Origin of the sequence: Microcella sp. (genome assembly GCF_040286215.1) — a bacterium.
GTDB lineage: Bacteria > Actinomycetota > Actinomycetes > Actinomycetales > Microbacteriaceae > Microcella.
In genome coordinates this window covers 215322-240939 of record NZ_JAVKCK010000017.1, presented here as the reverse complement: position 1 = coordinate 240939, position 25618 = coordinate 215322, and the positions used below count along the sequence as shown (strand labels likewise).

Below are 25618 nucleotides of genomic sequence, written 5' to 3'. Positions count from 1 at the left end.
CGCGGCAGGCCGGCTTGGCGGAATGGCAGACGCGGCGCACTCAAAATGCGTTGTCCGAGAGGACGTGTGGGTTCGAGTCCCACAGCCGGTACACCACGCTCCTCGCTGGTGGCCCGCGCTATTCGACGCTGCCGCCGGCGATCCACGCCGGCAGCTCCGTGCCGACGGTGTCGCCGACGGTGTGCACGCGAATGTCGTTGGTACCGCCAGAGATGCCGGGAGGCGAGCCAGAGATCACGACCACCTTGTCGCCCGTCTCGGCGAGACCCCGGCCGAGGAGCACGTCATCGACCTGCCGATACATGGCATCGGTGTGCGTCACGCTCTTCACCAGGAAGGATTCGATGCCCCAGGTGAGAGACATGCGGCGCTGCACGTTCGGGTTCGGTGTGAAGGCCTTCATCGGGATGCGGAACCGCAGCCGCGACATGCGCCGGGCGGAGTCTCCGCCTTCCGTGAAGACGCAGACGTACTTGGCGTCCACGAAGTCCGCGACCTCTGCGGCGGCGAGCGTGATGGCGCCGCCCTGCGTGCGCGGCTTCGTGCCGAGGGGCGGGATGCGCTCGAGGCCGTGCTCCTCCGTGGCCGCGACGATCCGCGCCATCGTCGAGACGGTGATGACGGGGAACTCTCCCACGCTCGTCTCGCCGCTCAGCATGACCGCATCCGCACCGTCGAGCACGGCGTTGGCGACGTCGCTGGTCTCCGCCCGCGTCGGGATGGGGCTGCTGATCATCGATTCGAGCATCTGCGTGGCGACGATGACCGGCTTCGCCATCCGCCGCGCGAGCTCGACCGCGTGCTTCTGCACGATCGGCACGGCCTCGAGAGGAAGCTCCACGCCGAGATCGCCGCGCGCGACCATGATGCCGTCGAAGGCGTCCACGATCTCCTCGAGAGCGTCGACCGCCTGGGGCTTCTCGATCTTCGCGATCACGGGCAGCGTCACGCCCTCCTCGCGCATGATCTCGTGCACGCGCGTGATGTCGCTCGCGTTGCGCACGAACGAGAGCGCGATGTAGTCGGCTCCGAGGCGCAGGCCCCAGCGCAAGTCGTCCTCGTCCTTCTCCGAGAGAGCCGGCACGTTGACGGCGACGCCGGGCAAATTGATGCCCTTGTTGTTGGAGACGGCGCCGGCGACGACGACCTCGGTGCGCACGCGCGTGCCATCCGTGTCGAGCACGCGCAGCTTGACCTTGCCGTCGTCAATGAGCAGGAAGTCGCCAGGCTTCACGTCCTGCGGCAGACCCTTGAAGGTCGTGCCGCACTGCTCCTTCGTGCCGAGCACGTCCTCGGTGGTGATCGTGAAGATGTCGCCCTCGGCGAGCTCATGAGGGCCGTCGGCGAACTTGCCGAGCCGGATCTTGGGGCCCTGCAGGTCGACGAGGATGGCCACTGGCCGACCAGTGTCCTCCGCGGCCTTGCGCACGTTGCCGTAGACCTCCTCGTGCACCTCGTACGTGCCGTGGCTGAGGTTCATACGGGCGACGTCGACGCCGGCCTCGATGATGGCGCGGATGTTCTCGTAGCTCGACGTCGCCGGCCCGAGGGTGGCGACGATCTTTGCTCGTCTCATGGCTTCCTTCACTGTGGTGGTGGTGGGGTGGAGAAGGGAAGTGCGAAAGGGGGATGCCCGTCTAGACCCGCAGAGGCTGGTCGGTGGCCCGCACCGGAGCGGGAAGGTCGCTGCGGCCTTGGAGATAGCGGTCGGCCTCGGCGGCGGCGGCGCGGCCCTCCGCGATCGCCCAGACGATGAGCGAGGCCCCGCGCCCGGCATCGCCCGCGACGAACACGCCCGGCTCGGTCGTCGTGTAGTCGGCCGAGCGCGACACCGTGCCGCGCTCCTCGAAGGGGAGGGAGAGCTGCGGTTCGAGCGTCTCCCGCTCAGCACCGGTGAAGCCCAGTGCGAGCAGGACGAGGTCGGCAGGAATCTCGTGCTCGGTGCCCGCCTTGGGCACACGGCGCCCGTCGACGAACTCCGTCTCGGCAACGCGCAGCGCGCGCACCTCCCCTGCGTCATTGCGCAGGAACTCCACCGTCGAGGCGAGGTAGCGGCGCTCACCGCCCTCCTCGTGCGCGCTCTGCATCTCGAACAGCGTCGGCTGCATGGGCCAGGGCTGATCGGAGGGTCGCTCGGAGGGCGGCTGCACGCCGATGGCGAGGTTGGTCACGCTGAGGGCACCTTGGCGGTGGGCCGTGCCGATGCAGTCCGCACCGGTGTCGCCGCCGCCGAGGACGACGACGTGCTTGCCCTCCGCGGTGATCTGGTCGTCGACCGCGTCGCCCGCCTGCACACGATTGGACTGCGTCAGGTACTCCATCGCGAAGTGCACACCGAGGGCGTCACGGCCCGGGATGGGCAGGTCGCGCGGCTGAGGCGCGCCCGTGGCGACGATCACGGCATCGTAGCGGTCGCGCAGGTCGCTCCAGGTGATGTCGCGGCCGATCGTCACGCCGGCGCGGAAGCGGGTGCCCTCGGCTTGCATCTGCGTGAGCCGGGCATCCAGATGGCGCTTCTCCATCTTGAAATCGGGGATGCCGTACCGCAGCAGGCCGCCGATACGGTCATCCCGCTCGAAGACGGCGACCGTGTGACCGACGCGCGTGAGCTGCTGGGCGGCCGCGAGGCCCGCTGGGCCGCTGCCGACGACGGCGACGGTCTTGCCGGTGAGCCGCTCGGGCGGGATGGGCTGCACCCAGCCGTTGTTCCACGCGTTCTCGATGATCGACGCCTCGACCTGCTTGATCGTGACGGCCGGCTGGTTGATCGCGAGCACGCAGGACGCCTCGCACGGTGCGGGGCACAGCTTGCCGGTGAACTCCGGAAAGTTGTTGGTGGCGTGAAGCCGCTCGATCGCCTGGCGGCCCTCACCGCGCCAGGTGAGGTCGTTCCACTCGGGGATGAGGTTCGCGAGCGGGCAGCCCTGGTGGCAGAACGGCACGCCGCAGTCCATGCACCGCCCGGCCTGCCTGCGCAACTGCGCCGGGTCGCCCTGCTCGTACACCTCTTTCCAATCCATGAGCCGGATCGGTACGGGCCGGCGCGGTGGCAGCTCGCGCTCGGTCGTCGTCAGAAAGCCTCGGGGGTCAGCCACCGGTCACCTCCAGAATCCTCTCCCAGACGATATCGCCGTCCGGATCCAGCCCTTCGTCCGCGGCGGTGCGCCGCGTCTCGATGACCGCCGCGAAGTCGCGCGGCATCACCGTCGTCATGCGGTCCAGCGTTGTCGCGAGGTCGTCGAGCAGTCGGTCGGCGAGTGCCGACTCCGTCTCGTCGCGGTGACGGCGGAGAAGCTCCGCGACCTCCTCGCGCTCGACGTCGGTGAGCGGTCGCAGGGCCAGCTCGCCCGACTCGATCGCGTCGCGGTTGACGCGCTCGTGCACCAGACCCAGCACGTATGCCGTCCCTCCGGACATTCCGGCCCCGAGATTGCGGCCCGTCTCGCCGAGGATGAGCGCCGTGCCGCCGGTCATGTACTCCAAGGCGTGGTCGCCCACGCCCTCGACGACCGCGATGGCGCCGGAGTTGCGGACGAGGAATCGCTCGCCCACGATCCCGCGGATGAACATCTCGCCGCTTGTCGCCCCGTAGCCGATCACGTTCCCGGCGATGACGTTGCGCTCGGCGTGGAACACGCTCTCGCGGTGCGGGCGCACGATCACTCGGCCTCCGGACAACCCCTTGCCGACGTAGTCGTTGCTGTCGCCGAAGAGCCGCAGCGTGATGCCGTGTGGAAGGAACGCGCCGAGGCTCTGACCGGCGGAGCCGGTGAGCGTCACATCGATGGCGTCGGTCGCCAGACCGTCCTCTCCGTGCCGCAGAGTGACCTGGTGGCCCAGCATCGTGCCGACGGCGCGCGCGGTGTTGCGCACCGGAAGGTCGATGCGCACGGGCAGCCCGCGCTCGAGCGCGTCGCCGCTCAGGCGGATGAGCTCGTTGTCGAAGTGCTCGTCGATCTCGTGATCCTGCTCGACCGTCTTGATGCGCGGCACGTCGTCCGAGAAGACGGGACCTTCGAGGATCGGGCGCAGGTCGAGGCCGTCCGCCTTCCAGTGGTGCACAGCGCGGTCGATGTCGAGCAGCTCGGTGCGGCCGATCGCCTCGTCGAGCGTGCGGAAGCCGAGCTCGGCGAGGTACTCCCGCACCTCCTCGGCCAGGAACTCGAAGAAGTTCACGACGAACTCGGGAGTGCCGGTGAAGCGCTCCCGCAGCACCGGATTCTGAGTCGCGACTCCTACGGGGCAGGTGTCCAGGTGGCACACCCGCATGAGGATGCAGCCGGAGACCACCATCGGCGCGGTGGCGAAGCCGAACTCCTCGGCGCCCAGCAGCGCCGCGATCACGACATCGCGGCCGGTCTTCATCTGGCCGTCGACCTGCACGGTGACGCGGTCGCGCATGTTGTTGAGCATGAGCGTCTGCTGCGCTTCCGCGAGGCCGAGCTCCCACGGGGTGCCCGCGTGCTTGAGGGAGTTCAGCGGGCTGGCGCCCGTGCCGCCGTCGTGGCCGGAGACGAGAATGACGTCGGCCTTCGCCTTCGCGACACCCGCCGCGACCGCGCCGATGCCGGACTGGCTCACGAGCTTCACGTGGATTCGCGCCGAGGGGTTCGAGCGCTTGAGGTCGAAGATGAGCTGCTTGAGGTCTTCGATGGAGTAGATGTCGTGGTGCGGCGGCGGGGAGATCAGCCCGACGCCCGGCGTGCCGTGCCGCAATCGCGCGATGAGCGGATACACCTTGTTGGACGGCAGTTGGCCGCCCTCGCCAGGCTTTGCTCCCTGCGCCATCTTGATCTGGATGTCGTCCGCGTGCGTGAGGTACATGCTGGTGACGCCGAAGCGGCCGGACGCGACCTGCTTGATGGCGCTGCGCCGCTCCGGATCGAGCAGCCTCTCGGTCGACTCGCCGCCTTCCCCCGTGTTCGAGCGCCCTCCCAGACGATTCATGGCGATAGCGAGAGTCTCGTGCATCTCGGGACTGATCGCGCCGAGGCTCATCGCACCCGTGGTGAAGCGCGTGACGAGCGAGGCCACCGACTCGACCTCCTCGAGCGGGACGGATGGTCGCTCACCGGTCTTGAGTCGGAACATGCCGCGCAGGGTCATGAGCCGCTCAGACTGCTCATCGACAGACCGCGTGTACTCGCGGAAGATGTCGTAGCGCTTGGCGCGCGTCGCGTGCTGAAGGCGGAAGACCGTCTCAGGGTTGAACAGGTGCGGGGGGCCCTCGCGGCGCCACTGGTACTCGCCGCCGGTCTGCAGGCGCTCATGCGGGTTCACGGGAACGCTCGGCGGGTAGGCGACGGCATGCCGCGCCGCGTTCTCGCGCGCGATCGTCTCAATGCCCACCCCACCGAGGATGCTCGTGGTCCCGGTGAAGTACTGGTCGACGAAGTCCTGATCGAGTCCGACGGCCTCGAAGGCCTGCGCTCCGGCGTAGGAGCTCACGGTGGAGATGCCCATCTTGGACATGATCTTGAGCACGCCCTTGCCGAGACCTTTGATGACGTTGCCCACTGCCGCCTCGGGGGTGAGCCCGGTGATCATGCCGGAGCGCACCAGATTCTCGACGGTCTCCATCGCGAGGTAGGGGTTCACGGCGGAGGCGCCGAACCCGATGAGCAGCGCGATGTGGTGCACCTCCCGCACGTCGCCCGCCTCGACGATGATGCCGACGCGCATGCGCTTCTCGGAGCGGATGAGGTGGTGGTGCACGGCCGACAGAAGCAACAGCGACGGGATCGGCGCGAGGTCCGCGTTGGAGTCGCGATCGCTCAGCACGATGAACTCCGCCCCGTCATCGATCGCGTCGTCGACCTCCGTGCACACGGCGGCAAGCCTCTTCTCGAGGGCCCTGGGCCCTCGATCGACGCGGTACAGCCCCCGGATCGTCGTGGTGAGCGAGCTGCCCGGCCGCGGATCGATGTGCTGAATCTTCGCGAGCTCGTCATTGTCGATGACGGGGAAGTCGAGGACGACCTGGCGAGCGTGCCGCGGAGTCGGCGCGAGCAGATTGCGCTCCGGCCCGAGGCCGAGACGCATGGAGGTGACGACCTCCTCGCGGATCGAGTCGAGCGGCGGGTTCGTCACCTGCGCGAATTGCTGAGTGAAGTAGTCGAAGATGAGCCGCGGTCGATCAGAGAGCACGGCGATCGGGGTGTCGGACCCCATGGCGCCCAGCGGCTCAGCGCCGGTCTTCGCCATCGGGCTGAGGAGAACGCGCACCTCTTCCTCCGTGTAGCCGAAGGTGCGTTGCCGCCGCACGATCGACGCCGGAGTGTGCACGATGTGCTCGCGCTCGGGGAGGTCCTTGAGGTTGATGCGCTGCGTCTCCAGCCACTCTCCCCACGGGCCGGAGCCGGCGATCTCGCGCTTGATCTCGTCGTCCTCGATGATCCGTCCCGCTGCGGTGTCCACGAGGAACATGCGGCCGGGGCGCAGTCGGCCCTTCCGCACCACGGTCGCCGGGTCGATGTCGAGCACACCGATCTCGCTCGCGAGCACGACGAGACCATCGTCGGTCACGAGAAAGCGCCCGGGGCGAAGGCCGTTGCGGTCGAGTGTGGCGCCCACGAGGTCGCCGTCGGTGAAGGTCAGGGCGGCGGGGCCGTCCCACGGCTCCATGAGCATGCCGTGGTACTCGTAGAAGCTTCGGAGGTCAGGGTCGATGTCGACCTGGTTCTCCCATGCCTCGGGCACCATCATCATGATCGCGTGCGGCAGGGGGCGGCCGCCGAGCTCGAGCAACTCGACGACCTCGTCGAAGGAGGCGGAGTCGCTCGCACCCGGGGTCACGATGGGGAACACGTCTCGGAGGTTGCCGAAGACCTCGTTCTCCAACTGCGACTGCCGGGCGCGCATCCAGTTGCGGTTGCCCTGAACCGTGTTGATCTCGCCGTTGTGGGCCATCATGCGGAACGGCTGCGCGAGCGGCCACGAGGGGAAGGTGTTCGTGGAGTAGCGCGAATGCACGAGCGCGAGCTTGGAGGCGAAGCGCGTGTCGCTGAGATCCGGGTAGAACGGCTCCAGCTGCAGGGTGGTGACCATGCCCTTGTAGACGAGGGTGCGGCTGGACAGCGAGGGGAAGTAGGACCCCAGCTCGCGCTCGGCTCTCTTGCGCATCCGGAAGGTCTGGCGGTCGAGCGCGATGCCGGCGCGCAGCGCGCCCTCGTCGTCGTGCAGTCGGGAGCGCAGGAAGAGCTGCTCGAAGCTCGGCATCGCGGCGCGCGCCAGTGCGCCGATATTGTCGGGATCGATGGGCACCTCGCGCCAGCCGAGAACCTCGAGGTGCTCCTCGTTCGCAATGCGCTCGATCTCGGCCTTCTCGGTGCGCCGCTCATCATCAGCTGTCGGGAGGAAGGCCATGCCCACGGCGTAACGACCCACGGGCGGAAGCTCGAACGGCGTGACCGCGCGCAGGAATTCGTCGGGAATCTGGGTGAGGATGCCCGCGCCGTCCCCCGTGCCGGCATCGGAGCCGATCGCACCGCGGTGCTCGAGGTTGCGCAGTGCGTCGAGCGCGGCCTGGATGATGTCGTGCCCGGCCGTGCCCCTCAGCGTGGCGACCATGGCGAGCCCGCACGCGTCGTGCTCGCGCGAAGGATCGTACATGCCCTGCGCCGAGGGCACGGCGGAGAACCGCTGGAAGGGAGAGGCTGAAGCCATGGAAGAACCGTCCTCACGGTGATACTGGAGGCGTACGGGACGTCGCTGGCCCGATGATGAACTGGTCGCGCGGCGGGGCTCCGTCGACCCCCTGGACTGGTCGGGGGTGGCGACCGCGGCGCTATGGTGTGGCGCCGGCCCCGCTTGTGGCGGAGGGAGACCCGGCGCGTGCACCGGACTCCGCAGCACCGTTGCCGTCGTCGTCCGAGTCGGAGTACACGTCGTCAGAGTCTACCCCAGCGCTCGGATCCCACTCCCGACCGGGGCGGTAGGGCGAGGGCTCATCGCCGGTATGCCGTCGCCTCTGCACGAGCACGATGATGAGGCCGAGCAGCACGGCGCCCCACGCCGCCCACACGTTGACGCGCACCCCCAGAAACAGCTCGCTGGGATCGAGTCGAATCGTCTCGAAGACACTGCGGCCGACTCCGTACCAGATGAGGTACGCACCCAGAAGCTTGCCCCACTGCACGCGAAGGCGCGCGTCGAGCAGCAGGAGCACCGCGACGCCGGCGAGATTCCAGATGATCTCGTAGAGGAAGGTCGGGTGGAAGAGAGTGTCGTCGGGGAGGCCGACCGGAATGGCCGGGTTTGGTCGATCGATCTCGAGACCCCAGGGCGCGTCGGTGGGCAGGCCGAAGAGCTCCTGGTTGAACCAGTTGCCCAGACGACCGAAGGCTTGCGCGAGCAGGAGGCCCGGTGCGAGTGCATCCGCGAAGGCGGTGAAGCGCACTCCCGTGACACGGCACCCGATCCACGCTCCGACCGCTCCTCCGAGCAGCGCTCCGAAGATCGCCATGCCGCCCTCCCAGATGCGCAGCGTGGCGAGCAGGTCGGCGCCTTCGAAGAAGTAGTCGTTGGGGTGGGTGAGCACGTGGTAGATGCGGCCGCCGATGATGCCGAACGGGACGGCGAAGAGTGCGATGTCGAGGACGATCCACGGTTCGGCGCCTCGGCGCGTCAAGCGGTAGTGCGTGAGGAGCACCGCGGCGACGATGCCGGCGAGGATGCACAGGGCGTAGGCGTAGATGTTGACGTCGACGCTGAACCAGCTCAGGCCCAGGTCGCGCAGCCACTGCCCGAGGTTGAAGACCTGCCATTCGGGGTCGGGGCTCGGGATGCTCAGGGGAAGAGTCACGGTGAGGAGGTACCTTTCTGGCCGGAGGGCTCGATCAGCCTAGCGGCGTCCGGTTCGGCACGGGTGGTCAGGCAGTTCCCGCGGCGAGTTCCGCAGCGGTACTCGCGACGGCGGCCACGCCGCCCTCCGCGAGCGCGGTCACCAGACGCGAGCCCACGATCGCGCCGTCCGCGTACTCGAGCACGTCCCGCACCTGATCCGCGGTGGAGATACCGAGCCCGACGCACGCGGAGGCAGAGCCAGCGGTGCGCAGCCGCGACACGACGCCGCGCGCCGCCGCGTCCACGTCAGCCCGAGCCCCCGTGATGCCCATAGTCGACACCGCGTAGACGAAGCCGCGGCTGACCTCGACCGCACGCCGAAGACGTGCGTCGCTCGAGGAGGGCGCTGCCAGGAAGACCCGATCGAGAGCGAGCTCCTCCGAGACCGCCAGCCAGTCTCCCGCCTCATCCGGAATGAGGTCAGGGGTGATGAGCCCCGCGCCGCCTGCATCGCGCAGAGCGCCCGCGAAGCGCTCGACGCCGTACTGCACCACCGGGTTCCAGTAGGTCATGACGAGCACGGGGGCATCGACGCGCGCGCGGATGCGCTCGAGTGCCGTGAACCCGTCGCGCAACCGGAAACCGCGCTCGAGCGCGGCCTGCGTCGCCGCCTGAATCGCGAGCCCGTCCATCACCGGGTCGCTGTACGGCAGTCCCAGCTCCAGAATGTCGACGCCGTTCTCGACGAGGGCCACAGCCGCGTCCACGCTCGTGTCCAGATCGGGGAACCCGACGGGCAGGTAGCCGATGAGAGCACCCGAGCCCGCATCGACCCGCGCGGCGATCGTCGTCGCGACGGTGCTCGACGTCATGAGCCTGCCCCTGCTGCGGCCGCATCGAGGAGGCCGAAGTACCGCGCCGCGGTCTCCATGTCTTTGTCGCCGCGCCCGCTGAGCGAGACGAGCACGGTGCCCTCGGGGCCGAGCTCGCGCCCCAGCAGGAGAGCGCCGTGCAGAGCGTGGGCCGTCTCGATGGCGGGGATGATGCCCTCGGTTCGGCTCAGCAAGCGCAGAGCATCCATCGCCTCGGCGTCGGTGACGCCGTGGTACTCGGCGCGACCGATCTCGGCGAGCCACGCATGCTCCGGCCCGACGCCCGGGTAGTCGAGGCCAGCGGAGATCGAGTGCGACTCCATCGTCTGCCCGTCCTCGTCCTGCAGCATGAGGCTTCGCGCCCCGTGCAGCACGCCAGGGCGGCCGCGGCTGATCGTGGCCGCATGGTGCAGCGTGTCGACACCGTCGCCGGCGGCCTCGCTGCCGACCAACCTCACCTCGGCGTCATCGAGGAAGGCGTGGAAGATGCCCATGGCGTTGCTGCCGCCGCCCACACAGGCGACGACCGCGTCCGGCAGGCGCCCGGTGAGCGCGCGCACCTGCTCGCGGGCCTCGGTACCGATAACCGCGTGGAAGTCACGCACCATGGTCGGGAAGGGGTGCGGCCCCGCGACGGTGCCCAGCAAGTAGTGGGTCGAATCGACGTTGGCGACCCAGTCGCGCAACGCCTCATTGATGGCGTCCTTGAGGGTGCGCGACCCGACCGTCACCGGCACGACGGTGGCCCCCAGCAGGTTCATGCGCGCGACGTTGAGAGCCTGGCGCTCGGTGTCGACCTCACCCATGTAGACGACGCACTCGAGCCCGAAGAGCGCGGCGGCCGTGGCGCTCGCGACGCCGTGCTGCCCCGCGCCGGTCTCCGCGATGATGCGGGTCTTGCCCAGCCTCTTCGCGAGGAGCGCCTGCCCGAGCACGTTGTTGATCTTGTGGCTGCCCGTGTGGTTGAGGTCTTCCCGCTTGAGGAGAATACGGGCGCCACCGGCGTGCTCGGCGAAGCGCTTCGCCTCCGTGATGATCGAGGGACGCCCCGTATAGCTGCGGTGCAGCTCTGCGAGCTCGGCGGCGAAGTCGGGATCCACGCGCGCGGCCTGGTAGGCCTCGTCGAGCTCGTCGAGCGCGGCGATGAGAGATTCGGGCACGAAGCGCCCGCCGAAGGATCCGAAGTACGGGCCGACTTGTTCGCGCAGACTCATGTGACCGCCAAGAATTCGTGGAGGGTGGCGACGGGGTCGCCACCGGTGACCAGGGCTTCGCCGACGAGGACCACATCGGCTCCAGCCCGACGATAGTGCTCGACGTCTGCGACGCCGCTGACCGCGGACTCCGCGATGCGCACCGTACCCTCGGGGATGCTCGGCGCCAGCCGACCAAAGAGATCGCGATCGAGCTCGAAGGTGCTCAGGTCACGCGCGTTGACGCCGATGACGGAGGCGCCCAGCGCCACGGCGCGCCCGACCTCATCGGCATCGTGCGTCTCGACCAGCGGGGTCATGCCCAGCTCCAGCACGAGCGCGTGCAATCGGGCGAGCGTCGCGTCGTCGAGCGCGGCCACGATCAGGAGCACCAGATCGGCTCCGGCCGCCCGCGCCTCAAGCACCTGGTACGGCTCCGCGATGAAGTCCTTGCGGAGCACGGGGATGTCGACCGCGGCCCGTACGGCGGACAGATCGTCCAGACTGCCGCCGAATCGTCTCTCCTCCGTGAGCACGCTCACCGCCGCCGCGCCGCCGAGAGCGTACGAGCGGGCGAGGTCGGCAGGGTCGGGGATGTCGGCCAGCGCCCCGCGGGACGGGCTCGCACGCTTGACCTCCGCGATCACCTTGATCCGCTCGCCGCGCTGCAGGGCGGCGAGCGCATCGAGAGCGGGGGGCGCAGCGACAGCCGCCGCTTCGACATCGCTCAGAGGCCATGCTTGTCTGCGCCGAGCCGCATCCTCGCGGGCACCGGCGACGAGACCATCGAGCACTTAGGAGTGCACCTTCGGCATGTAGCGCGGCCCCTGCACGCCGTAGCCCGCCTTCGCCATCACGCCGCCGATGATCCAGCCGAGCAGCACGAGGCCGGCGCTCGCCCAGACCACCCAGGCGACGGAGAAGAAGAACGCGATCGTGCCGATCGTGAAGCCGACGAGCATGATCGTGACGGCCGTCCAGGCGGCGGGCGAGTGGCCGTGGCCGGGCTCAGACTGGGCGTTCATGTCTCTCCATCGCGTCGAGTGCAGGTACCGGCCCAGTCTACCGTGCTGTCGGGTCGCGGCCGTCGCTGAGCGCGTCCCAGTCGCCGATACTCTGGTCACGCTGCCGATCGGAGGCGTCGGCATCGACCGCCGGTGGCGCTGCCGACCGCTCAGGGGTGGAGCGTTGCCCACCCGCGTCGCCGCTCTCGGGACGGTCGTACCGCTGGATCGGCCGAGGCCACATCCGCGAGGTCAGGGCGATGGCGATACCGGCGGCGCTCAGCGCTCCCCCGATCACGGCGACGATGATCGGCCACGGTGTCAGAGTTGCCACGTCGACCAGCGCCCGCACCGAGCGCTCGCCCTCCACGCCCGTGAGCTCCGTGACGCTGGAGGACGCCGCCGCCACGGGATCCCCCGCGGCACGCGCACTGACCGCGACGACGAGCGCACCCAAGAGTGCCAGCAGCGCCCCCAGTGCCGGTCGGATGCGCGGGGAAGCGAGAGCGAGAGCAGAGGTCAGCGCGAGGGATGCGACGGCGATGGCCGGCAGGACGGCGGCGGTGCGGTCCCCCGCGGCGGCGATGCGCACGCCGTCGTCGAGCGTGACCTGGACCCAGGGCTGCGCCCACCCGACGAACAGCGCCACCGCGAGCACCGGGGGCAGGAGCAGGGAGGCGAGGCGCACTCGCGCGCCGTGCCGGGCATCCGTCGTCACGGTCAGGGCTCCTCGTCGACGTCGACGGCCCGCAGGGCGTTCGCGATCGCGACGGCGCGCAGGGGTGCGGCGGCCTTCGCGACGGTCTCCTGGAGCTCCGCATGCGGTTGAGAGTCGGCGACGAGGCCCGCACCGGCCTGGACGCGCGCAACACCGTCGGCGAGGAAGGCGGTGCGGATGGCGATCGCCAGATCGGTGTCGCCCGAGAAGGCGATGTACCCGACCACGCCTCCGTAGACACCGCGCCGAGCAGGTTCCAGCTCGTCGATGATCTGCAGAGCGCGGGGCTTTGGAGCACCGCTGAGCGTCCCCGCCGGGAAGGTCGCGCGGAACACGTCGATGGGCGACGACTCGGGTCGCAGCGAGCCCTCGACGCTCGAGACGAGATGCATGATGTGGCTGAAGCGCTCGACCTGCATGAACTCGGTCACCTCCACGGTGCCGGCACGGCAGACCTTCGACAGGTCGTTGCGGGCGAGGTCGACGAGCATGAGGTGCTCCGCCTGCTCTTTGCGGTCGGCCAGGAGCTCATCGGCAAGGTCGCCGTCGAGCTCGGGCGTGTCGCCGCGCGGCCTCGACCCCGCGATCGGGTGCATGTGCACGTGCTCGCCGGTCACCCTGACGAGCGCCTCGGGCGACGATCCGACGATCGCGTACGGCGCGCCCTCCACCGTCTCGAGGGCCAGCGCGTACATGTACGGCGAAGGGTTGAGCGCCCGTAGCACCCGGTAGACGTCGAGCGCGCTGGCGGTCAGCTCCTGGTCGAAGCGCTGGCCGATGACGACCTGGAAGACGTCGCCGTCGCGGATGAAGCCCTGAGATCGCTCCACGGCGGCGAGGTACTCGGCGGGAGTAGAGCGATGCCGAGGAGCCGGTGCGACGTCGAGGTCGATGCGGGCGACATCCGGTGCGGCCGTCCTCGTCATCGCGAGCTCGAGACGATCGAGACGATCCTGGGCGTCCCGCCACAGCTCGTTCTGCGAAGCCACGCCGTCGTTGAGGGCGCTCACGACGAGCGACACCGTGCCGCGACGGTGGTCCATGACGAGGAGCTCCGACACGAAGGCGAGGGCGAGCTCGGGGCACGGGAAGTCGCTCGGCGGTGCGTCCGGTAGGTTCTCGACCTGGCGCACGACGTCCCAGCCGATGAAGCCTACGAGGCCGCCGGTGAGCGGCGGGTGGGCCGGGTCGTGCGGGGAGCGCCAGCGCGAGTAGAGCGCGTCGAGGGCCTCGAGGGATCGCGAGGGAGCGGGACCGCCGAACGCGCGCTCCTCGTCGAGCCCCGTCGCGATCCACGCGGATTCGCCCTCGTGCTCGGTGAGCACGCCGAACGAGCGGACGCCCACGAACGAATAGCGGGACCAGATGCCGCCCTGCTCCGCGGACTCGAGCAGGAAGCTGCCGGACCGACCCTCGCCGAGGGACCGATACAGGCCGACCGGGGTGAGAGCATCCGCGAACAGGGTGCGGATAACGGGCACGACGCGCGCCCGCGCGCACTGATCGCCGAACTCCGCTCGGGTCGTGTCTCCGTGCGCGTTCACGTGGGCTGCTCCGAACCGGACTCGATCACGACCGGCTGCAGGGGGTCGACATCGAAGCACGCACGGGCCCCCGTGTGGCAGGCCGCGCCCACCTGACGCACGCGCACCAGAATGGTGTCGCCGTCGCAGTCGAGCGCCGCCGAGCGCACGTACTGGGCGTGACCGCTCGTGTCCCCCTTCCGCCAGTACTCCTGTCGGGACCGGCTCCAGAACGTGACCCGGCCGTCGCTGAGGGTGCGGCGCACGGCCTCGGCATCCATCCAGCCGAGCATGAGCACGTCGCCGCCGTCGTCGTCCTGGATGATCGCGGGGATGAGCCCCGCAGCGTCGAATCGAATGCGTGCCAGGACACCGCCGGCACCGGTCTGGTTGTCGTTCATCGCACCATCATCCCCTCGTCGCGCAGCGCGCTCTTCACCTCGCCCACGGTGAGCTCGCCGCTGTGGAAGACGCTCGCGGCGAGAACAGCGTCAGCCCCGGCGCTGAGCGCGGGAGCGAAATGATCGAGCGCTCCCGCCCCGCCCGACGCGATGACGGGCACCGTCGCGAGCTCCGCGACCGCGCTCGTGAGCTCGAGATCGAATCCCTGCTTGGTGCCGTCCGCATCGATCGAGTTCACCAGGAGCTCCCCCGCGCCGCGCTCGACCGCCTCGTGCGCCCAGGCGAGCGCATCCAGCCCGGCGCGCTCCCGACCTCCGTGGGTCGTGACGACGAAGCCGCTCGGCTGTTGCGGGTCGCGCGTGACATCGAGGGAGACGACGCACACCTGAGCACCGAAGCGCTGCGCGATCTCATCGATGAGCTGCGGCCGCACGATCGCCGCGCTGTTGACGCCGATCTTGTCGGCGCCGTGGGCGAGAAGCCTGGCCACATCATCGACGGTTCTGACCCCGCCGCCGACGGTGAGAGGAATGAAGACCTGCTCAGCGGTCGCCCGCACAACGTCGTACATCGTGTCGCGATTGTCGACGGTCGCTGTCACGTCGAGGAACGTGATCTCGTCGGCCCCCTGCTCGAAGTACCGCCTCGAGAGCTCGATCGGGTCGCCCGCGTCGCGCAGGCCCTGGAAGCGCACACCCTTGACGACACGACCCGCGGCGACGTCGAGGCACGGGATGACGCGGACGGCGAGGCTCATCAGATGCGCGCTGCGTGGATGGGGCTCACGAGGATGGCGCGGGCCCCCAGCTCGTAGAGCTCATCCATGACGTGGTTCGTGTCGTTGCGCGGCACCATCGCGCGCACGGCGACCCAGTCCGGGTCGGCGAGGGCGCTCACGGTCGGCGACTCCAGACCGGGTGTGACCGCCTGCGCCTGCTCCAGGAGGACGCGGGGAAGGTCGTAGTCCATCAGCACGTACTGTCGTGCGACCAGCACCCCCTGCAATCGGCGCTGCAGCGTCGCAATGCCGGGTCGATCCGGTTGGGCACTGATGAGCACCGCCGTCGATTCGAGGATGACCGGGCCGACGATCTCGAGACCCTGTGCGCGCAACGTGGAGCCCGTCGAGACCACATCCGCGACCGCGTCGGCCACGCCGAGGCGCACAGCCGACTCGACCGCCCCGTCGAGACGCACGAGCTGGGCCTCGACACCGTGACGCTGCAGGAAATCCTCGACGAGACCCGGGTAGCTCGTGGCGATGCGGCGACCCTGCAGGTCGGCGAGCCCGCTCACCAGGCCCGGCTCCGCAGCGAAGCGGAAGGTCGAGTGCCCGAAGTCGAGGCTCGTGATCTCGGTCGCCGCCGACCGGGAGTCGAGCAGCAGGTCGCGACCCGTGATGCCGACGTCGAGGGCACCCGAGCCCACGTAGGTCGCGATGTCTCGCGGGCGCAGGTAGAAGAACTCGACACCGTTGCGAGGGTCGGCCACCGTGAGCGCGCGCGGGTCGCGCCGACCGGTGTATCCCGCCTCGTGCAGCATCTCTCCGGCCGTCTCGGCCAGCGAGCCCTTGTTGGGCACGGCGATCTTGAGCATCTGATCGTTCACTTCCATGGTCGCCGTCTCGGCGGTGACGGGCGCGGGATCACAAGTGCCGGTACACGTCGTCGAGGGTGAGACCCTTCGCGAGCATGAGCACCTGTAGGTGGTAGAGCAGTTGAGAGACCTCCTCGGCGGTGGCGGCATCCGACTCGTACTCGGCCGCCATCCAGACCTCGGCTGCTTCCTCCACGATCTTCTTGCCGATCGCGTGGATGCCGGCATCGAGCTGCGCCACGGTGCTGGAGCCGGCCGGCCGTGATGCGGCCTTCTCGCTCAGTTCGACGAAGAGCGTCTCGAAAGTCTTCACGCGCCCCAGGCTACCGGGAGCGCAGGGGCGCCGCGTGCTAGGAGACCCCGAGCAGATCGATGACGAAGACGAGGGTCTTGCCGGAGAGGCGATGGCCCCCGCCGGCGGGGCCGTAGGCGAGCTGGGGCGGGCACACGAGCTGACGGCGCCCACCCACCCGCATGCCGGGAATGCCCTGCTGCCAGCCTGCGATGAGGCTGCCCAGGGGAAAGTTGATGGAGGAACCGCGGTTCCATGACGCGTCGAACTCGTCGCCGGTCTCGTACTCGACGCCCACGTAGTGCACGTCGACCGTGGAACCGGGGGTCGCCTCGGCGCCATCGCCTACCTCGAGGTCGGTGATGACGAGTTCCTGCGGCGCGGGGCCCTCGATGAAGTCGATCTCGGGCTTGGTCTTGTCGGTCATGCGTCTATCCAACCAGAGTTGAGCGGCACGCTACGCCGCACTCAGCCGTCGTGCCGATGCGCGCCGGCCGCCGCACGCAGGTCGTCGATGGCGCGCTCGACCGAGTCGGCTCCGAACACGCTCGACCCGGCGACGAACGTATCCGCGCCCGCGTCCGCCGCAACGCCGATCGTCTCCACGGTGATCCCCCCGTCCACCTGCAGCCAGACGTCTCCTCCGAATCGGCTGACGGCATCGCGCAGCACCCTCAGCTTGGGCATGGTCTCGGGCATGAAGGACTGCCCCCCGAAGCCGGGTTCGACGGTCATCACGAGGAACTGGTCGAACTCGGGCACCAGGTCCAGGTAGGGCTCGATCGGAGTTCCCGGCTTGACGGCGAGCCCCGCCCGTGCGCCTCGCTCCCGCAGCGCCCTGGCGGTCGCACGAGGGTTGGCCGCGGCCTCCGCGTGGAAAGTGACCGAGAAGGCTCCGAGCTCCGCGTAGCCGGGCGCCCACCGGTCGGCGTCGCTGATCATGAGGTGAACGTCGAGCGGCACCGGGGAGACGGACTGGAGACCCTCGACCATACGAGGACCGAATGTGAGGTTCGGCACGAAGTGGTTGTCCATCACGTCCACGTGCACCAAATCGGCGCTCGAGAGACGCTCCACCTCGCTCTGGAGGTTGACGAAGTCGGCGGAGAGGATGCTCGGATTGATGCGCACGGTCACTCCGCCAGCGTAGCGAGCAGAGTCTCGAGCCATCGGATCACGACGGCACCGATCCCGATCGTCTCAGGAACGGCGGGGCGCAGCGAGGAGCTGGATGAACATGGCATCGGTGGCGTGCCGGTGGGGCCAGAGCTGCACGGCCCCATGGCCGGCGCGGGCATCGAGAGGCCTCATGCTCAACCGGTCGAGCACGTCGGCGGTGTCGAGTCGCTCGATCTCGGGATGCTTCCCGAGCACTGCCTCGACGACCTGAGTCGTCTCTCGCGGGTGCGGCGAGCAGGTGACATAGGCCAGTACTCCCCCGGGGGCGAGCACCGACAGCGCGGCGGCCAGCAGGCGCTCCTGGAGTGCGGCGAGCTCGACGACGTCGCGCTCGCTCTTGCGCCAGCGTGCCTCCGGGCGTCGCCGCAGCGCGCCGAGCCCCGAGCACGGTGCGTCGAGCATGATGCGGTCGTATCGCTCGGCGGGGTCTGCGCCGAGCGTGAGCCCGTCCGCCGTGCGCACGTCGACCGAGGTGCCCAGCGGTGCGACCGCGCGGCGCACGAGCTCGGTGCGAGCGGGCGAGATCTCTGAGGCCAGCAGGTGAGCGCCCGACTGAGCGGCCTCCGCCCCGAGCAGTGCGGCCTTGCCTCCCGGGCCCGCGCACAGATCGAGCCAGCGCTCGCCGCGATCGATGGGCCGAGCGCGGCTGAGAGCGAGGGCCGCCAGCTGCGAGCCCTCGTCCTGCACCCGCACGGTGCCGAATCTCACGCGGGGATTCGCCCCGGGGTCACCGCTCGGCGCGCGGAGTCCGAGCGGGGAGTACTCGCAGCGCTCCGCACCGGGGGCACTCAGCGCGTCATCCGCCAGCCCCGGCAGCGCCACGAGGGAGACACGGGCCGGCACGTTGTCGGCGGCGAGCAGTGCGCCGATCTCGTGCTGCCGCCCTTGCCCCGCGAGCGCGCTCTCCAGGGCGGCGACCACCCAGCGCGGATGCGCGTGCTCGATCGAGAGGCGCTCCAGCGGGTCGCGCGCGTCGGAGAGCAGGAGGGAGAGCCACTCCGCCTCGCTGCGCTCCGACACCCGGCGGAGTGCCGCGTTGACGAAGCCCTTCGCCCTCCCGAGCCGCAGTGAGAGCGCGAGCCGCACCGACTCGTCCACTGCGGCGTGCGGAGGGATTCCCATACCGAGCAACTGGTGGGCGCCCAGGCGGAGGACGTCGAGCACGGGTGCGTCGATGGTGTCGACCGCGCGCCGGGCAGCCCGCGCGATGACGAGGTCGTACCACCCGCGACGACGCAGGGTGCCATAGCAGAGCTCGGTCGCGAACCCGGCGTCCGCGCCCGTCAGTGCTGCCGTACGCAGCCGGTTCGGCAGGAGCAGGTTCGCGTATGCGTCCTCCGTGGAGACGGCCTGGAGCACATCGAAGGCGACACGACGCGGGCTGGTTCTCATCGGAACCGGGGCGGCTCGTCGCCCCACCCCCGCGCCCAGTCCGCCGCCGGCATGCCCTGCTTGCCCGCCGGCTGCACGCGCACGAGCTCCAGTGCGGTGTCGCGGGCACCGACGAGGACCCGGCCGGCGTCAAGCGTCACGGCGCCGGCAGCCAGGGGCGGCGCGTTCGTTGCCGGAGCGAGTTCGAGGAGCTTCACAACCTGGCTCTGGTCGATCGTGGTCCACGCTCCGGGCTCCGGGGTCACGCCCCGCCAGCGCGCGAGCACGGCCTGTGCGTCCTGCTGCCACTCGAGACGGCCGTCGTCGCGCGTGAGCTTGGGCGCGAGGGTGACCTCGCCCCGCTGCGGGCGGGCACGGGCACGGCCCACGGCGATGTCGTCGACCACCTGTGCCACGAGCGTCGCACCGCTGCCGCTCAAGCGCTCGAGCAGCAGACCCGCTGTGGTGCCGCCCTGCACGCGCTCGCGGTGCTGTGCGAACCACTCGCCGTCATCGAGACCGGGGGTCAGCTGGAATACGGTGGCTCCGGTCTCCTCCTCTCCGGCCATGAGCGAGTGCTGCACCGGTGCCGCGCCCCTCCACTTCGGCAGGAGCGAGAAGTGCAGGTTGATCCAGCCGTGCTGAGGCCACGAGAGCAGGGGCTCGCGCACGAGGGAGCCGAAAGCCACGATGACGCCTAGGTCGACGGGCTCGCGCATCAGCTCGGCCTGCAGGTCGTGCAGGCGCGTCGTCTCCCGTACGGGAACGCCCAGTCGCTGAGCCTCGGCAGCGACGGGTGTGGGGGTGAGAATGCGCTTGCGGCCCTGCGCTGTGGCCGGGCGCGTGATCACGGTGCGCAGATCGTGCGGCCCTGCCGCCAGTGCGCGAAGCGTCGGCACGGCGGCCGCCGGGCTGCCGGCGAACACGATGCGGAGCGCGGTCATCCCTCGATTCTCCCCGATGCGCCCACCCCGGTCGCACGCGCACGATTCCCTCCGGGATCGTCGAACGGTTCGACGTCATCGAATCGCACGCGCAGCAGAGGCGTGCGACGGCGGGGGGGACGGCCGGGCAGTGGCTTGGGGCGCTGTGTGCTGCTGCGGATGATCTCCGCCTTGAGCCGCTCGGCGACGAGTGCTCCCTGCGCGTAGTCGAACCGGATGATGGCGCGAACCCGGTCGTCATCCAGCTCGACAGGGCCGAGCACGTCGACGCCGGGCACGTCGCTGACGGAGCGGACCGCCTGCGCCACCGAGTCCGGCTCGCCCAGCACGGCGGCCACCCGCACGGCAGGAGGGAAGCGCAGGGAGCGCCGGTCGGCGAGCTCGCTCGCAACGATCTGCTCGGGCCTGCCGAGGGCGAGCGCCGTCGCGACGGCTCCGCCGACGCCCGCGAGCATCACGGGCGCGTCGGGAGCGGCGAGCGCTGCCGCGTTGAGCCACCAGCGGACGCAGTCCTCGACGACGCGGAGGCTCTCTCGCGCGAGCATCTGCTCGCCGTCGAGCAGGAGCACGGCTGAGTATCCTCCGGCGACGAGGGGCTCGGCACCGCGCGTGGCGACGACGAGGGTGCGCCCGCGCGGGATGCTCTGCACGAGATTGCTGCCGTCGGCCACGATCACGCGCGCACCGGGGAAGGCCCGCCCCAGCTCGTCCGCCGTTCTCGCGGTTCCCCGCCCGACCGTGCGCCAGCGCACGCCGTCGCAGGCCGCGCACCGCCAGCCGACCGCGAGCGCCCCGCACCACCGGCACGACGGCGTCGCGCCCTGCGCCTCCTGCGCGAGGGGCCCCTGGCATCGCGCGCAGCGCGCCGTCTCGCCGCAGTCGGAGCAGGCGAGCCGCGGAGCGTACCCGGGGCGGGCGACCTGCACGAGCACGGGGCCGCTCTCCAGCGCCCGCGACGCGGTCTGCCAGGCGCTCGAGGGGATCCGCGCTCGATCCGCGGCCGGCTCCGCCTGCACCTGATGAGCAGTGGGCGTGAGCCGGCGCCGGGCGTCAGGACGCGGGGAGAGCGCGGAGAGCCACCGGAGCTCGAGGAGGCGCTGGATGTCGGCGCTGGGTGCGTGGCCGGCGAAGACGAGAGCGCACTGCTCGCCCTCCTGCCGCAGCAGCGCGAGGTCGCGCGTGTGCACTCCCGGCGCGTGCTGCTCCACGTGCAAGGGGTCTCCGTCGTCCCAGACGGCGATCAGCCCCAGCTCGTAGGCCGGCGCGGTCACGGCCGTGCGCGTGCCGAGGACCAGTACGGGGCGGCCCTCGAGAGTGCGCAGGAAGCCGCGGTACCGATCGGGATTCGACTGCCCGGCGTCGACGCGGGCGATGAGACCCTCATCCAGGAGGGTGCGGGCGGCTCGCTCCACGTGCGCGACGTCACGGTAGTCGGGCACACTCACGATCGCGCTCCGTCCGCCCGCGATCACGGCCGCGGCGAGCTCGGCGAGGGTCTGCGCGAACGCGGGCACCCAGGTGCCGTCGACAAGTGCGACCGGATGAGGTCGCGCACGCAGCGCGATGCGGCTGCCGTGCTGCCCGGGCTCCGCGCTGCGCAGAAGGCTCGAGCATTCCACGGCGTCGTAGCCGGTGATCACCGGCGCCGATGGCAGGCGCGGGTGCCCGTCCGGCCGCGCGAGCCACGCCTTCTCCACACGCACCATGCGCGGTGGCACGGCGAGTCTGAGGATATCGCTCGCCGTCCCCGCCGCACGGTCCGCCGCACGGCGGAGGAGGCGCCAGACAGCCGGGTCGAGAACGGGGACCTCCGAGACCACGTCCTCGAGGTCGTTGACGGGACCCTCGAAGTCCACTCGATCGGCGAGCTCCACGATGTAGCCGCGCGCCCGACGCCCGGCGGTGCGCAGGGGAACGATCACCCGTACCCCGGGCTGGGCGCTCGCGCTAAGGGCCTCGGGTATGCGGTAGTCGAAGAGCCGGTCGAGCTGAGGCAACGGCGAATCGAGCACGACTCGGGCGAAGCTCGGCGTGCCATCCATTCCTGTTCCCTCCGAGCGCCGGCGCGCCGCTGTCAGAGACCGGCGGCTGCCCGCAGCGCGTCGGCGCGGTCGCGGCGCTCCCAGGTGAAGTCGGGCAGCTCTCGACCGAAGTGACCGTAGGCCGCAGTCTGGCCGTAGATCGGGCGCAGCAGGTCAAGATCTCGGATGATCGCGCCGGGGCGCAGATCGAAGACCTCGCGGATCGCGCCGATGATGCGCTCGTCGTCGACGACCCCGGTACCGAACGTCTCGACATAGAGCCCGACCGGAGAGGCGGTGCCGATGGCGTAGGCGACCTGCACCTCGAGCCGCTCGGCGAGCCCCGCCGCGACCGCGTTCTTGGCGACCCAGCGCATCGCGTACGCAGCGGATCGATCGACCTTCGACGGATCCTTCCCGCTGAAGGCCCCTCCGCCGTGACGCGAGGCTCCTCCGTAGGTGTCGACGATGATCTTGCGCCCGGTGAGGCCAGCGTCGCCCTGCGGCCCGCCGATCTCGAAACGCCCGGTGGGGTTGATGAGGATGCGCGGGGCGGCGTCGCCGAAGCCGTTCTCGGCCAGTACGGGTCGGATGACGTGCTTCTCTACCTCAGCGCGCAGGTGCGCGGTCGTCACCGACGGCGAGTGCTGCGTCGAGAGGACGACCGTCTCGACGCTGCGCGGCACGACGCCGTCGTAGCCGATCGTCACCTGTGTCTTGCCATCGGGGGCGAGGAAGTCGAGCTCACCCGAGCGACGGACCGCCGCCAGTCGCTCGGAGAGCCGGTGCGCGAGCCAGATGGGCAGGGGCATGAGCGCGGGTGTCTCCGTGGTCGCGTAGCCGAACATGATGCCCTGGTCGCCCGCGCCCTGCCGATCGTCGACGTCGACGCTGCTGCCCTCGCGCGTCTCGAACGCCGCATCGACCCCCTGTGCGATGTCGGGCGACTGCTCGCCGATCGACACCGATACGCCGCACGAGCGCCCGTCGAACCAGACGTCGGAGGAGGTGTAGCCGATGCCCGTGACCGTTTTGCGCACGATGCCGGGGATGTCGACGTATCCGGAGGTGCTGACCTCCCCCGCGACGTGGACGAGGCCCGTGGTCACGAGGGTCTCGACCGCGACCCGTGAGTGCGGATCGACCGCGAGGAGCGCATCGAGAATCGCGTCCGAGACCTGGTCGCAGATCTTGTCGGGATGCCCTTCCGTCACCGATTCGGACGTGAATAGTCGCAGTGCGCTCATGCCGGAGATGTCCCGTCGTGTTGAGGTGTGGAGGCGCCGGAAGGGCCGCGGTCGCGCGCCGGTCCGGTCAGGGGATCACGTCGAGGATACGGTGTGCCACCGACACCTTGTCGCCCTCGACGCGCGCGACCTCGGTTCCGGAGGAGTCGAGCACGATGACCGCGTTGTCCTCTGTGCCGAAGCCCTCGGTCCACCCCACCCGGTTCACGACAAGCAGGTCGACGCCCTTGCGCCGAGCCTTCTGCGCGCCGAGCGCCAGCAGGGCATCCTCATCGGGGGCGGTCTCCGCGGCGAAGCCGACGATGCGCTGACCGGGCGCGCGGTGCTCGGAGAGGCCCGAGAGAATGTCGGGAGTGCGCTCCAGATCGAGGCGCAGGCCGCCCTCAGAGGAATCCTTCTTGATCTTCTCCTGGGCGACAGACCTGGGTCGGAAGTCGGCGACGGCCGCGGCCATGATGATCGTGTCGTGGGAGGCCGCGTGAGCCCTCAACGACGCCTCGAGCTCTCGCGCCGTCCCCACCCGCTCCACGACGACGCCGGAGGGTGCAGGAACCTCGAGGTGCGCGGCCACGAGCGTCACCGCGGCACCCCGCGAGCGAGCGGCCTCGGCGAGTGCGACGCCCTGCCGACCGCTGGACCGGTTGCCGAGGTAGCGCACGGGGTCGAGGGGCTCGCGCGTGCCGCCGGCGGAGATGAGCACGTGCCGACCGAGCAGATCCTGCGGGCGAAGCAGGCCGAGTGCTCGCGCCACGATCTCCTCCGGCTCGCTCATGCGGCCGGCACCCGAGTCTGCGCCCGTCAGCTGCCCCGTCGCAGGGCCGACGAGCTCCACGCCGCGCGCCCGCAGGGTCGCGGCGTTCGTCTGGGTAGCGGGGTGCTCCCACATCTCCGTGTGCATGGCGGGCGCCAGCAGTACGGGTGCGGCGCTCGCGAGCACCGTCGTGCCGAGCAGGTCGCCGGCGAGCCCGCTGGCCAGGCTCGCGAGGGTGTGAGCAGTCGCGGGTGCGATGACGATGAGGTCGGCGCGCTGGCCGAGCGCGACATGGCGCACCTCGGCCACGCCCTCGAAGAGATCTGTGTGAACGGTGTTCCGGCTGATGGCCTCGAGCGTGGGCCGACCGACGAAGCGCAGGGCGCTCTCCGTCGCGATGACGTGCACGTCGTGACCGGCGAGCACGAGCCCGCGAACCACTCCGACAGCCTTGTATGCGGCGATGCCGCCCGTGATGCCGACGACGATCATGTGTCGAGACTCCGAGGCGGCGAGCGGCTCGGCCACCGGCGTCGACCTAGTCGGCGAGGCGTGTGAGGACGAGCTTGTCCTCGTTGATCTCGTGGAGGGCGACCGAGAGCGGCTTGTCGTCCACGGTCGAGTCGACGAGTGGGCCCACGTTGTCGAAGAGGCTGCCCTCGTGCAGGTCGGCGTAGTAGTCGTTGATCTGACGCGCTCGCTTCGCGGCGAAGATGACGAGCTGGTACTTCGAGTCGACCTTCGAGAGCAGGTCGTCGATGGGCGGCTCGATGATGCCGGAGTTCTTGTCGGCCATGGGGTGCTCCTGGTCTGTCGTGGTCGGCGTGTCAGGGGCGCGGGGCGCCACCGGGCACTGCCAGCAAGTCTACGACCTCGCGAGCCGCTCGCCGCACATCGTCGTTCACGATGTGCACGTCGAACTCCCCCTGGGCCTCGAGCTCGACCTGGGCCGTCTCGAGCCGACGCGCTTGCTCTGCCGAGGACTCCGTGCCGCGACCGACGAGTCGACGCACGAGCTCATCCCAGCTCGGCGGCAGCAGGAAGACGAGCACCGCATCCGGCATCGCCGCGCGAACCTGGCGCGCACCCTGCAGATCGATCTCGAGCAGCACGCTCCTGCCGCTCGAGAGGGTCGCCTCCACGGGCGGCCGCGGTGTGCCGTATCGAGATTGATTGTGCACCGTCGCCCACTCGAGGAACTCACCGCGGTCGATCATCCCGTCGAACGTGTCGTCGTCGACGAAGAAGTAGTGCACCCCCTCGATCTCGCCCGGTCGCGGAGCTCGTGTCGTGGCGGAGACGCTGAGCAGCACCTCGGGGTAGTGCTCGCGGATGTAGCTCGACACCGTCCCCTTGCCGACCGCGGTGGGCCCCGCAAGAACCACGAGCCGACCGCGGAACCCCCCGGATCCTCGCGCACGGAGGTACTCCCGCAGCCGCACCCGCTGACGCGCTCCGAGGCCACCGAGACGCTTGACCTCCGCGATACCCAGCTCGTCGAGCACGCTGCTCGCCCGGGCCGGCCCCAGGCCCCGCAGCGCCTGCAGCAGCTCGCGCACCCGCAGGCCGCTCTCCGGCGACCCCGGGTCGTCCCAGGCGGTCTCGGCGACCTCGAGGGCGCTCCTCGTTCCCGAGCGAACGGCCTCCTTGACCGCTGCGCGAGCGCGTCGCGCGCTCACAGCGGCACGCGACGCGGCCGCGCGATCGACCTCGGGCATGTC

At 70.2% G+C, this 25618-nt stretch carries 23 protein-coding genes and 1 tRNA gene; 1 reads left to right on the top strand and 23 read right to left on the bottom strand.

The features are described 5' to 3' along the window. Nucleotides 1-8 precede the first annotated feature (8 nt). A tRNA-Leu gene (locus RJQ01_RS08925) sits at nucleotides 9-91 on the top strand. Between the two features lie 27 nt (nucleotides 92-118). Here the strand turns inward: RJQ01_RS08925 and pyk are convergent. The 23 genes from pyk to gmk all read right to left on the bottom strand — a co-directional run bounded on the left by pyk (nucleotide 119) and on the right by gmk (nucleotide 25615). After that, a complete protein-coding gene (pyk, locus tag RJQ01_RS08920) occupies nucleotides 119-1576 on the bottom strand; it encodes a pyruvate kinase (RefSeq protein WP_350476372.1) in 1458 nt (485 codons plus the stop codon). A 61-nt stretch (nucleotides 1577-1637) separates the two neighbouring features. Beyond that, complete coding sequence (locus RJQ01_RS08915; protein ID WP_350476371.1) at nucleotides 1638-3095, bottom strand: glutamate synthase subunit beta; 1458 nt, start codon at nucleotides 3093-3095, stop codon at nucleotides 1638-1640. Continuing rightward, entirely contained in the window at nucleotides 3088-7665 is a 4578-nt protein-coding gene (gene gltB, locus RJQ01_RS08910; RefSeq protein ID WP_350476370.1) for a glutamate synthase large subunit, read from the bottom strand. The genes RJQ01_RS08915 and gltB overlap by 8 nt, the downstream gene beginning before the upstream one ends. Nucleotides 7666-7786: 121 nt before the next feature. Then, nucleotides 7787-8803 carry a prolipoprotein diacylglyceryl transferase gene (gene lgt / locus RJQ01_RS08905; RefSeq protein WP_502885252.1) on the bottom strand — a complete coding sequence of 339 codons (1017 nt, stop codon included), beginning with the start codon at nucleotides 8801-8803 and terminating at the stop codon, nucleotides 7787-7789. Nucleotides 8804-8870: 67 nt separating this feature from the next. Then, complete coding sequence (trpA, locus tag RJQ01_RS08900) at nucleotides 8871-9656, bottom strand: tryptophan synthase subunit alpha (protein ID WP_350476369.1); 786 nt, start codon at nucleotides 9654-9656, stop codon at nucleotides 8871-8873. Then, nucleotides 9653-10870: a tryptophan synthase subunit beta gene (gene trpB, locus RJQ01_RS08895; protein WP_350476368.1), complete on the bottom strand. Its 1218-nt coding sequence runs from the start codon at nucleotides 10868-10870 to the stop codon at nucleotides 9653-9655. Before trpB ends, trpA begins: the two co-directional genes overlap by 4 nt. Further along, nucleotides 10867-11643 (bottom strand): indole-3-glycerol phosphate synthase TrpC, encoded by a 777-nt coding sequence (gene trpC, locus RJQ01_RS08890; protein WP_350476367.1) that lies wholly within the window; start codon nucleotides 11641-11643, stop codon nucleotides 10867-10869. Before trpC ends, trpB begins: the two co-directional genes overlap by 4 nt. Continuing rightward, nucleotides 11644-11874, bottom strand: a complete 231-nt coding sequence (locus RJQ01_RS08885; protein ID WP_350476366.1) for a DUF6704 family protein — start codon at nucleotides 11872-11874, stop codon at nucleotides 11644-11646. It lies immediately after the preceding gene. A gap of 37 nt (nucleotides 11875-11911) precedes the next feature. Then, a complete protein-coding gene (locus tag RJQ01_RS08880) occupies nucleotides 11912-12571 on the bottom strand; it encodes a Trp biosynthesis-associated membrane protein (RefSeq protein WP_350476365.1) in 660 nt (219 codons plus the stop codon). Nucleotides 12572-12573: 2 nt separating this feature from the next. Next, on the bottom strand, nucleotides 12574-14115 hold the full coding sequence (trpE, locus tag RJQ01_RS08875; RefSeq protein ID WP_350476364.1) for an anthranilate synthase component I: 1542 nt from the start codon (nucleotides 14113-14115) through the stop codon (nucleotides 12574-12576). Next, nucleotides 14112-14495 carry a phosphoribosyl-AMP cyclohydrolase gene (gene hisI / locus RJQ01_RS08870; protein WP_350476363.1) on the bottom strand — a complete coding sequence of 128 codons (384 nt, stop codon included), beginning with the start codon at nucleotides 14493-14495 and terminating at the stop codon, nucleotides 14112-14114. Before hisI ends, trpE begins: the two co-directional genes overlap by 4 nt. Further along, the gene (gene hisF / locus RJQ01_RS08865; RefSeq protein WP_350476362.1) at nucleotides 14492-15253 is read right to left on the bottom strand and encodes an imidazole glycerol phosphate synthase subunit HisF; all 762 of its coding nucleotides are present in this window, start codon (nucleotides 15251-15253) and stop codon (nucleotides 14492-14494) included. The genes hisI and hisF overlap by 4 nt, the downstream gene beginning before the upstream one ends. After that, nucleotides 15253-16092, bottom strand: a complete 840-nt coding sequence (gene hisG, locus RJQ01_RS08860; protein WP_350476481.1) for an ATP phosphoribosyltransferase — start codon at nucleotides 16090-16092, stop codon at nucleotides 15253-15255. The genes hisF and hisG overlap by 1 nt, the downstream gene beginning before the upstream one ends. 49 nt (nucleotides 16093-16141) lie before the next feature. Next, on the bottom strand, nucleotides 16142-16405 hold the full coding sequence (locus tag RJQ01_RS08855) for a phosphoribosyl-ATP diphosphatase (protein ID WP_350476361.1): 264 nt from the start codon (nucleotides 16403-16405) through the stop codon (nucleotides 16142-16144). Nucleotides 16406-16442: 37 nt separating this feature from the next. Next, nucleotides 16443-16811 (bottom strand): FKBP-type peptidyl-prolyl cis-trans isomerase, encoded by a 369-nt coding sequence (locus RJQ01_RS08850; RefSeq protein WP_350476360.1) that lies wholly within the window; start codon nucleotides 16809-16811, stop codon nucleotides 16443-16445. 41 nt (nucleotides 16812-16852) lie between these two features. Then, entirely contained in the window at nucleotides 16853-17521 is a 669-nt protein-coding gene (rpe, locus tag RJQ01_RS08845) for a ribulose-phosphate 3-epimerase (RefSeq protein ID WP_350476359.1), read from the bottom strand. Nucleotides 17522-17584: 63 nt separating this feature from the next. Continuing rightward, on the bottom strand, nucleotides 17585-18955 hold the full coding sequence (locus tag RJQ01_RS08840; protein WP_350476358.1) for an RsmB/NOP family class I SAM-dependent RNA methyltransferase: 1371 nt from the start codon (nucleotides 18953-18955) through the stop codon (nucleotides 17585-17587). Next, nucleotides 18952-19878, bottom strand: coding sequence for a methionyl-tRNA formyltransferase (locus tag RJQ01_RS08835; protein WP_350476357.1), 927 nt, complete (start codon nucleotides 19876-19878; stop codon nucleotides 18952-18954). Before RJQ01_RS08835 ends, RJQ01_RS08840 begins: the two co-directional genes overlap by 4 nt. Continuing rightward, a complete protein-coding gene (locus RJQ01_RS08830) occupies nucleotides 19875-21920 on the bottom strand; it encodes a primosomal protein N' family DNA-binding protein (RefSeq protein ID WP_350476356.1) in 2046 nt (681 codons plus the stop codon). Before RJQ01_RS08830 ends, RJQ01_RS08835 begins: the two co-directional genes overlap by 4 nt. A 32-nt stretch (nucleotides 21921-21952) precedes the next feature. Then, nucleotides 21953-23146, bottom strand: a complete 1194-nt coding sequence (gene metK, locus RJQ01_RS08825; RefSeq protein WP_350476355.1) for a methionine adenosyltransferase — start codon at nucleotides 23144-23146, stop codon at nucleotides 21953-21955. A 67-nt stretch (nucleotides 23147-23213) separates the two neighbouring features. Continuing rightward, nucleotides 23214-24389, bottom strand: a complete 1176-nt coding sequence (gene coaBC / locus RJQ01_RS08820) for a bifunctional phosphopantothenoylcysteine decarboxylase/phosphopantothenate--cysteine ligase CoaBC (protein ID WP_350476480.1) — start codon at nucleotides 24387-24389, stop codon at nucleotides 23214-23216. Nucleotides 24390-24435: 46 nt separating this feature from the next. After that, nucleotides 24436-24693 carry a DNA-directed RNA polymerase subunit omega gene (gene rpoZ / locus RJQ01_RS08815; protein ID WP_152582874.1) on the bottom strand — a complete coding sequence of 86 codons (258 nt, stop codon included), beginning with the start codon at nucleotides 24691-24693 and terminating at the stop codon, nucleotides 24436-24438. A gap of 31 nt (nucleotides 24694-24724) precedes the next feature. Further along, nucleotides 24725-25615: a guanylate kinase gene (gene gmk / locus RJQ01_RS08810; RefSeq protein ID WP_350476479.1), complete on the bottom strand. Its 891-nt coding sequence runs from the start codon at nucleotides 25613-25615 to the stop codon at nucleotides 24725-24727. Between the last annotated feature and the right edge of the window lie 3 nt (nucleotides 25616-25618).

Excerpts from the sequence above, each read along its gene's own strand:
- pyk (WP_350476372.1), bottom strand. The coding sequence starts at position 1,576 with ATGAGACGAGCAAAGATCGTCGCCACCCTCGGGCCGGCGACGTCGAGC.
- gltB (WP_350476370.1), bottom strand. The coding sequence starts at position 7,665 with ATGGCTTCAGCCTCTCCCTTCCAGCGGTTCTCCGCCGTGCCCTCGGCG.
- trpA (WP_350476369.1), bottom strand. The coding sequence starts at position 9,656 with ATGACGTCGAGCACCGTCGCGACGACGATCGCCGCGCGGGTCGATGCG.
- trpB (WP_350476368.1), bottom strand. The coding sequence starts at position 10,870 with ATGAGTCTGCGCGAACAAGTCGGCCCGTACTTCGGATCCTTCGGCGGG.
- RJQ01_RS08885 (WP_350476366.1), bottom strand. The coding sequence starts at position 11,874 with ATGAACGCCCAGTCTGAGCCCGGCCACGGCCACTCGCCCGCCGCCTGG.
- hisI (WP_350476363.1), bottom strand. The coding sequence starts at position 14,495 with ATGAACGACAACCAGACCGGTGCCGGCGGTGTCCTGGCACGCATTCGA.
- hisF (WP_350476362.1), bottom strand. The coding sequence starts at position 15,253 with ATGAGCCTCGCCGTCCGCGTCATCCCGTGCCTCGACGTCGCCGCGGGT.
- hisG (WP_350476481.1), bottom strand. The coding sequence starts at position 16,092 with ATGCTCAAGATCGCCGTGCCCAACAAGGGCTCGCTGGCCGAGACGGCC.
- RJQ01_RS08850 (WP_350476360.1), bottom strand. The coding sequence starts at position 16,811 with ATGACCGACAAGACCAAGCCCGAGATCGACTTCATCGAGGGCCCCGCG.
- RJQ01_RS08840 (WP_350476358.1), bottom strand. The coding sequence starts at position 18,955 with ATGAGAACCAGCCCGCGTCGTGTCGCCTTCGATGTGCTCCAGGCCGTC.
- RJQ01_RS08835 (WP_350476357.1), bottom strand. The coding sequence starts at position 19,878 with ATGACCGCGCTCCGCATCGTGTTCGCCGGCAGCCCGGCGGCCGCCGTG.
- RJQ01_RS08830 (WP_350476356.1), bottom strand. The coding sequence starts at position 21,920 with ATGGATGGCACGCCGAGCTTCGCCCGAGTCGTGCTCGATTCGCCGTTG.
- metK (WP_350476355.1), bottom strand. The coding sequence starts at position 23,146 with ATGAGCGCACTGCGACTATTCACGTCCGAATCGGTGACGGAAGGGCAT.
- coaBC (WP_350476480.1), bottom strand. The coding sequence starts at position 24,389 with ATGATCGTCGTCGGCATCACGGGCGGCATCGCCGCATACAAGGCTGTC.
- rpoZ (WP_152582874.1), bottom strand. The coding sequence starts at position 24,693 with ATGGCCGACAAGAACTCCGGCATCATCGAGCCGCCCATCGACGACCTG.
- gmk (WP_350476479.1), bottom strand. The coding sequence starts at position 25,615 with ATGCCCGAGGTCGATCGCGCGGCCGCGTCGCGTGCCGCTGTGAGCGCG.